This is a genomic window from Herminiimonas fonticola, assembly GCF_003293745.1.
GTDB classification, from domain to species: domain Bacteria; phylum Pseudomonadota; class Gammaproteobacteria; order Burkholderiales; family Burkholderiaceae_D; genus Oxalicibacterium; species Oxalicibacterium fonticola.
The window spans coordinates 175,640-189,280 of record NZ_PTLZ01000004.1; the positions used below are offsets into that span (position 1 = coordinate 175,640).

10 protein-coding genes and 1 tRNA gene are annotated in these 13,641 nt (G+C 51.6%); 5 read left to right on the top strand and 6 right to left on the bottom strand.

Going from position 1 to position 13,641, the window contains the following annotated elements; translation table 11 throughout:
- Nucleotides 1-260: 260 nt before the first annotated feature.
- From Hfont_RS13235 to Hfont_RS13250, 4 genes are read left to right on the top strand one after another with little or no spacing between them, the layout of a single operon-like run.
- The gene (locus tag Hfont_RS13235; RefSeq protein ID WP_112992884.1) at nucleotides 261-1,985 is read left to right on the top strand and encodes a type I restriction-modification system subunit M; all 1,725 of its coding nucleotides are present in this window, start codon (nucleotides 261-263) and stop codon (nucleotides 1,983-1,985) included.
- Entirely contained in the window at nucleotides 1,978-3,180 is a 1,203-nt protein-coding gene (locus tag Hfont_RS13240) for a restriction endonuclease subunit S (protein ID WP_112992885.1), read from the top strand. Before Hfont_RS13235 ends, Hfont_RS13240 begins: the two co-directional genes overlap by 8 nt.
- Nucleotides 3,181-3,183: 3 nt before the next feature.
- Nucleotides 3,184-6,267: a type I restriction endonuclease subunit R gene (locus Hfont_RS13245; protein WP_112992886.1), complete on the top strand. Its 3,084-nt coding sequence runs from the start codon at nucleotides 3,184-3,186 to the stop codon at nucleotides 6,265-6,267.
- Nucleotides 6,267-6,974 carry a M48 family metallopeptidase gene (locus Hfont_RS13250; protein ID WP_112992887.1) on the top strand — a complete coding sequence of 236 codons (708 nt, stop codon included), beginning with the start codon at nucleotides 6,267-6,269 and terminating at the stop codon, nucleotides 6,972-6,974. Before Hfont_RS13245 ends, Hfont_RS13250 begins: the two co-directional genes overlap by 1 nt.
- A 36-nt stretch (nucleotides 6,975-7,010) precedes the next feature.
- Here Hfont_RS13250 and Hfont_RS13255 read toward each other — a convergent pair whose 3' ends face one another.
- The 4 genes from Hfont_RS13255 to mutL all read right to left on the bottom strand — a co-directional run bounded on the left by Hfont_RS13255 (nucleotide 7,011) and on the right by mutL (nucleotide 10,915).
- Nucleotides 7,011-7,430, bottom strand: a complete 420-nt coding sequence (locus Hfont_RS13255) for a hypothetical protein (RefSeq protein WP_112992888.1) — start codon at nucleotides 7,428-7,430, stop codon at nucleotides 7,011-7,013.
- Nucleotides 7,431-7,812: 382 nt separating this feature from the next.
- A tRNA-Met gene (locus tag Hfont_RS13260) sits at nucleotides 7,813-7,889 on the bottom strand.
- Nucleotides 7,890-8,065: 176 nt separating this feature from the next.
- Entirely contained in the window at nucleotides 8,066-9,016 is a 951-nt protein-coding gene (miaA, locus tag Hfont_RS13265) for a tRNA (adenosine(37)-N6)-dimethylallyltransferase MiaA (protein WP_112992889.1), read from the bottom strand.
- A gap of 60 nt (nucleotides 9,017-9,076) precedes the next feature.
- Entirely contained in the window at nucleotides 9,077-10,915 is a 1,839-nt protein-coding gene (gene mutL, locus Hfont_RS13270) for a DNA mismatch repair endonuclease MutL (RefSeq protein WP_112992890.1), read from the bottom strand.
- Between the two features lie 132 nt (nucleotides 10,916-11,047).
- Between mutL and Hfont_RS13275 the strand changes: the two genes are divergently transcribed.
- Entirely contained in the window at nucleotides 11,048-11,701 is a 654-nt protein-coding gene (locus tag Hfont_RS13275; protein WP_112992891.1) for a VTT domain-containing protein, read from the top strand.
- A 63-nt stretch (nucleotides 11,702-11,764) separates the two neighbouring features.
- On the opposite strand, the gene Hfont_RS13280 is transcribed toward Hfont_RS13275, so the two are convergent.
- Both Hfont_RS13280 and tsaE read right to left on the bottom strand, forming a co-directional pair.
- Nucleotides 11,765-13,066 (bottom strand): N-acetylmuramoyl-L-alanine amidase, encoded by a 1,302-nt coding sequence (locus Hfont_RS13280; protein ID WP_112992892.1) that lies wholly within the window; start codon nucleotides 13,064-13,066, stop codon nucleotides 11,765-11,767.
- Nucleotides 13,030-13,515 (bottom strand): tRNA (adenosine(37)-N6)-threonylcarbamoyltransferase complex ATPase subunit type 1 TsaE, encoded by a 486-nt coding sequence (gene tsaE / locus Hfont_RS13285; protein ID WP_112992893.1) that lies wholly within the window; start codon nucleotides 13,513-13,515, stop codon nucleotides 13,030-13,032. Before tsaE ends, Hfont_RS13280 begins: the two co-directional genes overlap by 37 nt.
- Between the last annotated feature and the right edge of the window lie 126 nt (nucleotides 13,516-13,641).

The window sequence follows — 13,641 nt, forward strand, 5'->3', positions numbered from 1 at the left end:
CTGCGCGTTTGCCGGCTAATTTAATTGCGGTCGCGAAAAGACATTCAGCCAGGATTAGACCCCCTTGCCTTAACTTAACAAAGCAGTAGGCTAATTTAATCTGCCTACGCAGGGCGGTCATTGATCGTCTTACCCGCGCCTAGCGAGTGCGCAAAACGGGAGTTCCGACGGTTGTGATGAGCGATGGATAGTTCCGACACTTCGAGCATTGCCCCTATAATCTCCTCACGAAAATCAATCAAGACTGGCAAAGCACTTACATGACGCAGAAACTCACGCTTCAACAACTCGAATCTTATCTTTGGACAGCCGCCGATATCCTGCGCGGCAATATGGATGCATCGGAGTTCAAGGACTACATCTTCGGAATGATGTTCCTGAAGCGCCTGTCAGACAGTTTCGATGAAGAGCAGGAAAAGGTCATCGCCCACTACGTCGGCATAGGTAAATCGAAGGCTGAAGCTGAAAAGCTAGCGCAGGATGAAGATGAGTATGACCAGACTTTCTTTGTGCCGGAACGGGCGCGCTGGAACACGCTCAAGGATCTGAAGCACGATATCGGCGCCGAACTGAATAAAGCCACCGAAGCGATTGAAGAACACAACACCAGCCTGGAAGGCGTGCTGGTCTCGATCGACTTCAACATCAAGAACAAGCTGTCCGACAAGAAGCTCGGCGATCTGCTCTCGCACTTCAGCAAGCACCGGTTGCGTAATGTTGATTTTGAATCGACCGATCTGCTTGGTACTGCTTACGAATACCTGATCAAGATGTTTGCCGACTCCGCCGGTAAAAAAGGCGGTGAATTCTATACGCCGAGCGAAGTCGTGCAACTGCTGGTTGCCTTGCTCAAACCCCACGCCGGCATGCGCATATACGACCCTACAGTAGGCTCAGGCGGCATGCTGGTGCAAACCCGTAACTACCTAGTCAGTCACGGCGAGAACGCAGCCAACCTCTCGCTATACGGTCAGGAAATGAATTTGAATACCTGGGCGATCTGCAAGATGAACATGTTCCTTCACGGGGTGTTCAACGCCGACATACGCAAGGGCGATACCTTGCGCGAGCCGCAGCACGTCGAACATGGCGAGTTGATGCACTTTGATCGCGTGATCGCCAACCCGCCGTTCAGTCTGGCAGCGTGGGGCAAAGAAGAGGCTGACAACGATGGCTTTGGTCGCTTCCCTTACGGCACGCCACCCAAGGATTCTGGCGACTTGGCTTTCGTGCAGCACATGATTGCGTCGCTGAATAACGATGGCATGATGGGCGTGGTCATGCCGCACGGCGTGTTGTTTCGCGGCTCCAGCGAGAAGGAAATCCGCAAAGGCATCTTGAACGACGACTTGTTGGAAGCCGTGATCGGCTTGCCTGCAGCATTGTTCTACGGCACGGGCATCCCTGCCAGTCTGCTCATCATCAACAAGAACAAGCCGAAAGAACGCAAAGGTAGAGTCCTCTTTATCAATGGCGAACTCGATTATGCAGAAGGCAAGAACCAGAACAGCCTGCGCGCCGAGGACATTGCCAAGATTGTTGCCACCTTCGAGCAATACGCTGGCATCAAGCGCTATGCCAAGGTAGTGACGCTGGCAGAGATCGCTGAGAACGACTACAACCTGAACATACGCCGCTACGCCGACACCTCGCCGCCGCCGGAAATTTTCGACGTGCGCGCATTGCTGCATGGCGGTGTGCCGGTGCGTGAAGTGCATGACGATTACATACAGGAAGAGATCCTGCGAGGCTTTGACGTGACGGTAGTGTTCGTCAAACGCGATGCCGATTATTACGATTTCAAGCCGGAAATCACCAGCAAGGAAGTGATCCATGCACATCTGCCGTCCGACAACCCGGCGTTGATCGCGCAGTTTGAACGTTGGTGGGATAAGTACAGCGTGTCCTTGCATGAGCTGGATGTGCAAGTCGCGCAAGCGGAAGTAGTGATGAAGGGATATTTGGCGGAGTTGGGGTATGAGTAATGCAATTCCAAAAGGATGGTCAGAATACCGACAAGGGGACGTAGCCGAATTCTCAAATGGACGTGCTTACAAACTAACGGAATGGGAAAAACAAGGTACGCCAGTCATTCGACTTCAAAACCTTACTGGTTCCGGCAAGGATTATTACTATTCAAACTTGGAATTGCCTGAGCGTCAATATTGCGATTTTGGTGATTTACTTTATATGTGGTCTGCAACTTTTGGTGCGCATATCTGGAAAGGCCCAAAAGCGATCTATCACTACCATATTTGGAAAGTAACTTGTGATGAAGTAAATATTACTAAGCCTTATCTTTACCAGTTACTTAAGCAAAAAACTGAAGAGTGGATGAGCAAGTCGAACGGCATGGGAATTTTACATGTCACCAAGGGAAGCATGGAGGACATGCTATTACTGCTTCCCCCGCGTCCTGAACAACAAAAAATCGCAGCCACCCTCACCGCCGTTGATGACGTAATCGAATCCACCCAGGCGCAAATCAACAAGCTGAAAGACTTGAAGACCGGCATGATGCAAGAGTTGCTCACAAAGGGGATTGGTCACACGGAATTCAAGGATAGCGAAGTTGGACGTTTGCCAAAAGCTTGGAACGTTATCAGTTTGGAGGATATTACACTTGAGCATAAGCAAGGGTATTACTCTAAGGATGCATACACTTCAATTGGTGCTTATGTTGTACGTATTACTGACTTGAGCAATCCATATATTACATTTGAAGGCATGCCCAGAATGGTTATGTCTGAAGTTGATTTCAATGCGTACAAGATTATTAAGGGTGATTTTTTATTTGCTAGGAGCGGTGCGATTGGGCGGTATGGAATTTTTGATTCCGATAACGAAGCAGTGTTTGCTTCTTATCTAATTCGTTTCCGTTTTAATCAGGACATGGCTTTAAATAAATTTGTGGGTTATTGCTACGAATCCGATTATTGCCAATTTCAGTTGCGTGCTATTACGCAAGGAAGTTCAAACGTTAATATCAATGCTCAAAACATTAAAGGTCTTCTGATACCTCTACCTTCATTGCCAGAACAAGAAAAAATCGTCGCTCAGATTTCAAGCTTGGACGCAACTTTAATCGCGAACACAAAAAAAATGAATGCGCTTCAGTCAACTAAGAAGGCACTCATGCAAGACCTCTTAACTGGCAAAGTCCGCGTCAAGGTGAACTGACTCATGACCAACGATGAATACGACAAAGTCGAACTGCCTGCGCTGCAGCAACTGCAACAGCTAGGCTGGACGTATTTGCCCGGCGCACAGTTCGCGCCGTCGCCAACTGGCGAGCGCACGTACTTCCGCGAAGTGGTGCTGGAAAAGCGCCTAGCTGCCGCTATGCAACGCATCAACCCGTGGATCAGTGACGAGAACTTGCGCAAGGTGGTGCGTGAAACTACACATCCGGTCACAGCGACGCTGATGGAAGCCAACCAGAACCTGTGGCAGAACATCGTGCATTACCAGTCGGTCGAACAGGATCTGGGTAAGGGGCGCAAAGGGCAGACGGTACGCCTCATCGATTTTGACAATATCGCCAATAACGAATTCCTGTGCGTCAACCAGTTCAAGATTGAAGGCATCAATGAGTCGATCATTCCTGACATCGTGCTATTCGTTAATGGATTACCGCTGGCGGTGATTGAGGCGAAGTCGCCTTACGTTACCAACCCGATGGAAAATGGCATCAACCAGCTTCGTCGCTATGCCAACCGACGCGCTCCGCATGAAGATGAAGGCGTTGAGAGATTGTTTTGGTATAACCAGTTGATGGTGTGTACGCATCGCGATCAGGCTCGCGTTGGAACGATCAGCTCCAAGGTTGAGCATTACCTGGAGTGGAAGGACGCTTACCCATTCACAGAGGCACAAGTCGCTGCAGCGGTGAATGGCGATACATTGCAGTTGACAGTGGATACTGGCACTCATCAGAAGCAGCTTGGCGTAGCTGAACAAGCAGTGCCGTATGACGCTATCCTGAATAATCCTGTGGTGGCTAATTCGCAGCAGATTTTGCTTGCTGGCTTGTTCAGTCATGCCAACTTCCTGGATGTGATTCAGAACTTCACTTTGTACGAGCCAGTCGATGGACGTGTGATCAAGAAAATTGCGCGTTACCAGCAGTTTCGCGCAGTGCATAAAACCATACATCGTCTCAAGACGGGTACCACCAAGAAAGACAAAGGCGGCATCATCTGGCACACGCAAGGCTCAGGCAAGTCGTTGACGATGGTGATGCTGGCCATCAAGATGCGGCGCGATCCGGCATTGCGTGACTACAAGCTGGTATTTGTTACAGATCGCACCCAACTCGACTCCCAACTCACTGCACAGTTTGAAAGAGCGCAGGGCGAAACGGTCTATCACGCCAAGTCAGTCGCACACTTGAAGGAATTGCTAGCGCGCGATAGCGCCGATCTGGTTACGGCGATGGTCCAGAAATTCCAGGAGTCTGAGGATGACTTTGACTTCCCTGAGCTGAATACATCCGAGAAGATTATCGTGCTGGCTGATGAAGCGCACCGCACACAATATGGCACGCTTGGCGTGGCGATCAATGCCGGCTTGCCTAATGCACCTAAGATTGCCTTCACAGGCACGCCGCTGATTACGTCGCAAAAGACTAGTCATGAGTTCGGCACCTATATCGATACCTATACGATCGAAGAAGCCGTGGCTGACGGTGCGACCTGCCAGATTCTGTATGAGGGGCGGGAGGCGAAGACTAAAGTCACTGGCGACTCGCTGGACAAGCTCTTTGATGAATATTTTGCCGATCGCAGTGCGGAAGACAAGGCAGCAATCAAGAAGAAATACGGTACTGAACAAGCCGTGCTGGAAGCGCCTCAGCGCATCCGTTGGGTGTGTATCGATCTGCTCAAGCATTACCGTGAACATATCCAGCCTAACGGCTTCAAAGCGATGATTGTTACGTCTTCGCGTCGTGCAGCGGTGTTGTACAAGCAGGCGATAGATGAGCTGGAGGGGCCGGAGACGGCTGTCATCATTTCGGGCATGCATAACGACGATGCTTTTTTTGCGCCCTATACCGATAGCCTAGTGCAGAAGCAGCAGATCGACAATTTCAAGAAACCAATCGTTGATCAGCCCTTGTCGATCATCGTCGTCAAGGACATGCTGCTGACCGGCTTCGATGCACCGGTTTGCCAGGTGATGTACCTCGATCGCAAGTTGAAAGAGCATTCATTGCTTCAGGCGATCGCGCGGGTCAATCGAACCGCTTCAGGGAAGGCGCGAGGCTACATCGTTGATTACTTCGGCTTGAGCGATTATCTGACGGAAGCCTTGGACATGTTCTCGAAGGAGGACGTGGCCGGCGCGTTGCAAGACCTGAAGGATGAAATTCCGAAGCTGAAAGCGATGCACACTCGCGTGATGGGGCATTTCAAAGGCATCGATATTGATAATCTGGATGCTTGCATCCTGGCGCTGAAGGATGAAGACAAGCGCCAACACTTCGAGATCGATTTCAAGAAGTTTGCGAAGCAGATGGATATCGTCATGCCGGACGCCGGTGCTAAGCCCTTCCTGCCTGATCTGAAGGCGCTAGGCAAGATCAATCAAGGTGCGCGCAATCTATACCGCGACGCGCAACTGGATTTAGCCGGCGTGGGGGAGAAAGTGCGCGCCCTGATTGAAGAGCATATTCGCGCCACTGGTGTCGATCCTAAAATTCCGCCGATTGACTTGCTAGCAGTCGATTATAAGAAGAAGCTCCAGGAGCATAAGTCTGACGAATCCAAGGCGTCAGAAATCGAGAATGCGATCAAGCATCATATCGACATCAATCTTGCGGAAGACGAGGAGTACTACAAGTCGCTCAGTGCCAAGTTGAATGAAATCCTGCTCAAGAAATCAGAGCATTGGGATGAGCTGGTACAGCTTCTATTGAATTTTCGCGACACCATCGAATCTGATCGCAAGCAGGCAGCCGATAACCTGGGTCTGAATGATACGGAGTTTGCGTTCCATAACATTCTGGTGGCGGAAGTGTCGCTGCTTACTGGTAACGAATCACTCGGCGAGTTGATTCACGATGAGATCGTCCAAGTAACAAAAGCATTGGTTGAGATGATGGATGAAGCAACTGTCATCGTCGATTTTTTCAAGAAGCCAGATGAGGTCAAACGGGTCAAAAAGAACATCAAGCGCGCAATCGTTGCATCCAGTTTCAACGATGACAAGCTGTACGGTGTTCTGACAGAGCGATTCATGGCCTTGGCACAGGTGAAATTCAAGTAATGATCGCGCCTGAGTATGTACAGGGGCGTGGCTTCGTTGCTGAAGTCATTCGTACCCCACGAACTAAATCCGCCCGCATTCAAGTGGATGAATCGGCGGTGTCGATTATCGTCCCCCTTGCGTTGCCTGATACACGCATCAGGAAGCTTCTGACTGAGAAAACGCGCTGGATCAAAGAAAAGCTGTACCTGCATCAGCAGGAGGCTCCAGTTAGCAGCAAGGAGTTTGTCAGTGGGGAAGCCTTTCCCTACCTGGGTCGCAACTATCGCCTGAAGCTGGAGTCCGGTGCCTTCCAACCGGTTAAGCTGAAGCAGGGTCGCCTAGTTGTGACGCTGCCGGCAGACGCTGTTACGCCGGAGCTGGTCAAGAATGCTTTGATACGTTGGTATCGCTACCAAGCGCAACAGCGGTTTGCGGAAAAGGTACAGCGCTATGCCAAAGTAATCGGTGTGAAGCCAACTGAGGTGGGTATCAAGACATTCAAATCCCGCTGGGGTAGCTGCAACGTACGCGGTGAAATCCTATTCCACTGGAAGGTCATTCTTGCGCCGCACCGTGTGGTGGATTACGTCGTGATTCATGAACTGTGTCACTTAAAACACCATGACCATTCGGCTGCATTTTGGAAATCAGTTGAACGATTGATGCCTGATTATCTGGAATGTAAGGAATGGCTAAGGGTGGAAGGCGCAAAGTTTGATATTTAGCATTTGCTAAGTTGTTTTAGCGCATAGGCTTTTAGGTTATTGGCCAAGAATAATTTTGATGCCGGCAGACAGCGCCTGTTCAACCAGACCCCTGGCGACATCCTTAGCCCCGGATGTTACGGCGCTTGAAAGCTGCTCGCCGATTGGAGCTGTTCCTGAGACTGAATCCGGAATAGATCGAAGTACCGCCAGTCCTTTCTGAGTAAGTACAGCTCCTTGGCATATGCCATGACTGTACCCATGTGTACGGATGTATCCTTCCTGAGTGAGCCAAATGAGTGTGTGGAAGATTGGTTCCCAGTCCGAATCCTGCCAAGTAGGAATTCCTCCAAGATCAGAGGTAATCGAAAAGTGATCCGGCCCCAAATCCATAGGGGAGGGAAAGTCCTCGTAAAGTAAGGTGAAAATCTTTGAGACGGCGTCGTTAAAGATTTTTATGTTTTCGGAATTGCTCATTGTGGATGCGCCGTGAATTGGACGGTTGTAATGGAAGCCCGCTAATGCGTAGCTATAAAGGCGCCGTTGGGCTTGGTTTTAGTGTTCCGATTTGGTGAAGGGCGCTGCTTCATTGGGAGGTCGTCTTGTGCCGCGTCACGTTGTAGATTATCTGGCAATTTGATAACCAAATACGGTGTTTCGCCACCATAACTCCTGCCTCAGGCGATTTATTTTGGTAGATAATCTGCAAATGGGCGAAAGTTTGCTCAACTCTGTCTCAAGTGACGGGGTAAAAAGTGGGTTGATTTTACATATTTGGGTCTGCAGTACGGAAATACGTCGGGCAACAAAAAACCCGCGCTCTCGTGAGAGGAACGCGGGTTTATGCATTTCTTGTTCTTGGTGGTGATAGGTGGATTTGAACCACCGACCCCAGCATTATGAGTGCTGTGCTCTAACCAACTGAGCTATATCACCAAACAGCCGAAAATTATGACGTTTTCGGCTGGCTAAGTCAATATGAAATTGCGGTAAGGGATGATTTATCCCTTGAATTCAGCTGATTTTTTGCTGACTTGATGGGTGAAAATCATTGTGCATTTGTAATGACTGAACTTGCTCGGGGATGACGCAGATGCAGACTCTAGCGGGATTTACGGCTGATTTGCGCTGGTAATTTTGTGCAAAATGCTGCTTGGAGTGTCGGGTGCCAGACAGTCAATGACGTGGCGGTCCGGCATGCTGCGCAGCCAGGTCAGTTGCCGTTTGGCTAACTGGCGGGTAGCGACGATGCCTTTTTCGCGTAATTCAGCCAGGCCGTAGTCGCCGTCCAGATATTCCCAGCTTTGGCGATAGCCGACGCAACGCATGGAAGGCAGGCCAAGATGCAGGTCGCCTCGTGCGCGTAGCGCTTTAACTTCATTGATCAAGCCGCCGTCTTGCAGCATGGCGTCGAAGCGCGTTGCTATGCGCGCGTGCAAGACGCTGCGATCAGACGGTTCCAGTGCAATCGGCAGTAGATTGAAGGGCAATTCACTTTTCGGTGCTTGTGCCAACAATGCGGACATCGGCTGGCCGGTGAGCGCGATGATTTCCAGGGCGCGTTGTATGCGTTGCGAGTCGTTTGGTTTCAGGCGGGCGGCGGTAATAGGGTCCAGCTTTGCCAGCTTTGCATGCATGGCTGGCGAACCGATAAGTGCAGCTTCTGCATCCAGTTCTGCGCGCAATGCGGTATCAGCCTGCGGCAGCGCATCGAGTCCATCTTTTAAACCTTTGAAATACAGCATGGTGCCGCCGACCAGCAGGGGCAATTTGCCGCGCGCAATAATTTCTGCGGAAAGACGCAGTGCATCTTCGCGGAACTGCATGACTGAATACGATTCCAGCGGGTCGAGAATGTCGATCAGATGATGCGGTACGCTTGCACGTTCATCGTCCGTTGGTTTGGCTGTACCAATATTCATCTCGCGATAAACCAGAGCGGAATCGACGGAAATGATTTCAGAAGGAATCCGTTCGGCGATCGCCAGTGCGGCGGCAGTTTTACCAGACGCGGTTGGTCCCATGATGGAAACCACCAGCGGTTTAGCGATGAGGGTGCTCATGCGTTCTCGGCTTGCAGAATAAGTGTGATGAAACCGATGGTTGTCACGTATGTAGTCACTTCAGCGACCGCGCTCGAACAGTTTGTCCAGATCCGATAAACCGAGTTGTACCCAGGTCGGCCGGCCGTGATTGCATTGATCTGCGCGCTCGGTTGCTTCCATCTGTCGCAGCAGCGCATTCATTTCCGGCACGGTTAATGTGCGATTGGCGCGCACCGCGGTATGACAAGCCAGCGTGCCCAGCAATTCATTGCGTCGTTCCAGCAGTACGCGTGAAGCACCGAATTCACGCACGTCGCGCAATACATCGCGCGCCAGGCTTTGTGCGTCTGCATTTTTAAGCAAGGCCGGTACGGCGCGTACAGCGAGTGTGGTGGGCGACAAGGCAGCGATATCGAAACCTAGTGACTGCAGAATATCCTTGCTGTCTTCCGCCGTACCGACTTCCACGCCATCGGCATAGAAGGTGACCGGAATCAGCAGCGGCTGCACCTGCATCGCATTGTCGTCGAGCGCGTGCTTCAGTTGCTCGTACAAAATGCGTTCGTGCGCCGCATGCATATCGACCAGCACCAAGCCCTTGGTGTTTTGCGCCAGGATAAAAATCCCATGCAGCTGCGCCAGTGCAAAACCGAGCGGGAATTCATCGTCCGACATGGTTTGCGCAGCCGCATGAACATTCATTGACGACTGTGAAAACGGTGCAGCGCTATCGTTGGATGCCGGGTCGCTGTTAAAGAGCGCGCCGTAATTCGCCGCGTTTTGCGCCACGCCATAAGGCGTATTGAATTGCGGCGCGAATGTGGTTTGCTGTTGTTCGCGTAACCATGGCAATGCGCTGGATGGCGCTGGTGTCGGCGAAGGTACGGCACCGAATGCAGTTGCCGAGGTTTGCGCCAGCGCGCGGCTGACAGCGTGGAATACAAATTGATGCACTGCGCGACTATCGCGGAAGCGGACTTCGATCTTCGACGGGTGCACGTTCACATCGACCAAGGCTGGATCGAGATCGAGACTGATGACATACGATGGATAACGGTCGCCGTGCAAGACATCCTGATAGGCGGAACGCACCGCATGCATCAACAGTTTGTCGCGCACGAAGCGACCATTCACGTAAAAATATTGTGCATCGCCGCGTGCCTTGGACGCGGTCGGCAAGCCAATAAAGCCATGCAGATGTAAAGGGCCGGCGGTTTCTTCCAGTGGCAGACGTGCTCCGGAGAATTCATGGCCGAGAATATGCGCACTGCGTTTAGCGATATCGTTGATCGCCCAGTGATCGATGGTCTTGCCGTTATGCGTCAGCGAAAACGAAACATCAGGGCGCGATAGCGCAATGCGGCGCACGACTTCTGCGCAATGACCGAATTCGGTTTGTTCGGTTTTTAAGAATTTGCGGCGTGCCGGCGTGTTGAAATACAGATCCAGCACATCGACTGTGGTGCCAGGTGCGCCTGATGACGGCGCGACTGTGCTTTTTTGATCCAGATTTTGCACGCCTGTGATTTCCCACGCGTGCGCCGCATCGGCGGTGCGCGAGGTCAGGGTCAACTGTGCGACCGATGCGATTGACGCCAGCGCTTCACCGCGAAAACCCAAGGTCGCGACATTTTCCAGCTCGGTCAGCGAATTGATCTTTGATGTGGCGTGGCGCGCCAAAGCCAGGGGCAATTGTTCTGGCGAAATGCCACGTCCATTGTCGGTAATGGCGATGCGTTTGACGCCACCTTGTTCCAGCCGCACACTGATTTGCGTGGCACCTGCGTCCAAGGCGTTTTCCAGCAATTCCTTGACGACAGCAGATGGACGTTCTACCACCTCGCCGGCGGCGATTTGCGAAATGAGTTGGTCGGAGAGTGGCTGTATGGGCCGGGCTGGCTGAACGGTTGCGTGCATCTGCAGATTATAACGTCGCCAGCCTGCAAACGGCAGTGAACCGATGCGTAATCAGACTGTCAGTTTGCATGAGCGGTGAGCACAATTACGAATGAGCAGTGGTGTATCATGCTGCCGCTACCAAGGAGAATTATGGATTTCATGCAGTTTTTCGACATGATTTTGCATGTCGACAAGTATCTCGGTACCTTTATCGCGCAATACGGCGGACTGATTTATCTGGTTTTGTTTGCAATTATTTTTTGTGAAACAGGGTTGGTGGTTTTTCCATTCCTGCCGGGCGACACCTTGCTTTTCATCGCAGGTGCATTTTGCGCATCAGGCGGCATGAATATCTGGTTATTGCTGAGTTTGCTGATCGCGGCTGCGATCCTCGGCAATACGGTGAATTACTGGATAGGACGGCGCATAGGTGAAAAAGTATTCACCCATGACTATCGCTGGCTGGATCGCGATGCCTTGCAAAAAACGCATACTTTTTATGAAAAACATGGCGGTATCACTCTGATATTGGCGCGCTTTCTGCCTATCGTGCGTACGTTTGCGCCTTTCGTGGCCGGCATCTCGATGATGACCTTCGTGCGTTTTCAGTTCTTCAATGTCACTGGCGCGATTTTGTGGGTGGCCTTGCTGGTGGTGGGTGGCTATTTGTTTGGCAACATCCCCATTATTCGGGATCATTTGAATACCATCGTGCTGATAGGCGTAGGTGCCGCAGCTGTGCCGGTTGCGCTTGGGGCTTTGTGGAAAGTCGCACAACGATTCAGAAAACCAAAAAAGCCGTAATAAAAAAGCCGCGAATTTCGCGGCGTTTTTATTTGTCGGTATTTTTATTTGCAGCTGTCGACATTACATCATTCTGCTTTTTGCCAGCGGCGGATTTTTCGCAAAGTATTTCCTGATGCCTTGCGCGACCGCATCTGCCATGCGGTCCTGATACGCATCATCGTTCAACCTGGATTCTTCTTCCGGATTGGAAATGAATGCCGTCTCGATCAGGATGCTCGGAATATCGGGCGCTTTCAATACCGCAAAACCCGCTTGTTCTACTGCACCTTTGTGCAGGCGATTGATGCCGCCGATTTCATTCAACACGGCTTTTCCCAACTTCATGCTGTCGTTGATTTGTGCCGTGGTGGAGAGATCCAGCAGTACGCTGGCCAATTGCTTGTCGTGATTTTTGATATTGGTGCCGCCTATCAAATCGGCGGCATTTTCCTTGTTGGCGAGCCAGCGCGCTGCAGTTGAGGTGGCACCTTTTTCGGACAAGGCAAATACCGACGAACCGTTGGCAGTGGCCTGTACAAACGCATCCGCATGGATAGAGACGAATAGATCGGCCTGTACCTTGCGGGCTTTTTGCACGCGCACCTGCAGCGGTACAAAATAATCGCCATCGCGCGTCAGCATCACGCGCATATTCGGTAGTTGTTCTAGTTTCGCTTTCAAGCGTTTGGCGATTGCCAGCACGATGTTTTTTTCATAGCTGCCGCCACGTCCGATTGCGCCTGGATCTTCGCCGCCATGGCCAGGATCGAGTGCAATCGTCAGCATGCGCGTAACTTGCGGCGGACGGCCTGACTTGGGTTCGACATACGGCGGCACCACTTCTGCAGTCGGCGGCGGCATCGCATCGGGAGGGACATCCAGTGACCATTGGCCTTTTTCAATCAAGGCAGCGATCGGGTCGGGTGGATTGACCGGATACAAATCGAATACCAGTCGGTGCTTGTATTCGCCAACCGGTGCCAGTGTGAATACCTGCGGATTGACTTCTTCTTTCAGATCGAACACCAGGCGTACGACATTCGGCTTGTTCTGACCGACGCGCACCTGCTTGATGTAGGGATCGTTGGATTGAATCTTGGCGACCAGACTTTTCAAGGTTGGTCCCAGATCGATACCTTCCACATCCACCACCAGTCGTTCAGGATTTTTGATGATGAAGTGCGTGGTTTTCAGATTGGTGTCGTTCTCCAGCGTGACGCGCGTGTACTCGTCAGCGGGCCATACGCGCACGGCCAGAATTTGCGCAGCGAATGCGGGCAGCGGAGCAAGCAGGGAAATCAGTAGCGTACCGCCCGCTTTAAGGACGGTGCGACGCACTTTGGCGATTACAGGTTGGGAGCGAATTTCAGTCGGTTCAGACATTCAACACCTTGATCGGACGACGCTTGCAATTCTACATCACGTCCTTCGCCCACGACAGTGAGTGAAATGTTGATGTCGGGCGGAGGTAACACCGCGTCGGCTTTTTCCGGCCATTCGACGATGCAGATTGTTTGATGGTTGAAGTATTCGCGGAAACCGGCATCGAGAAATTCTTCCGCACTCGCCATCCGATACAGGTCGAAATGGATCACATTGACGTTTTGGCCATCGATATCGATGGCATACGGTTCGGCCAAGGTGTAGGTCGGGCTTTTCACATGGCCGTCGTGACCCATCGCATGCAGCATGGCGCGTGTCAGCGCCGTTTTGCCGGCACCAAGATCGCCGTGCAAATAAATCGTCAGTCCCGGTTGCACTGCGCGCGCCAGCGCCGCACCCAAGGCAAGGGTGCCGGCTTCTTCGTGCAAATGGGCGGTAAAGTGTTGCATGTGCTTTAACTGGACTTTCGTATTCGCTATTTTCAGGCGTCAATAAAATATTTGTTGAGTGGCTTCATCTGGAGCCGCGATCTTAGTACGATGTCATAGACGAGGTGTAGTTCAATCGATTTGATA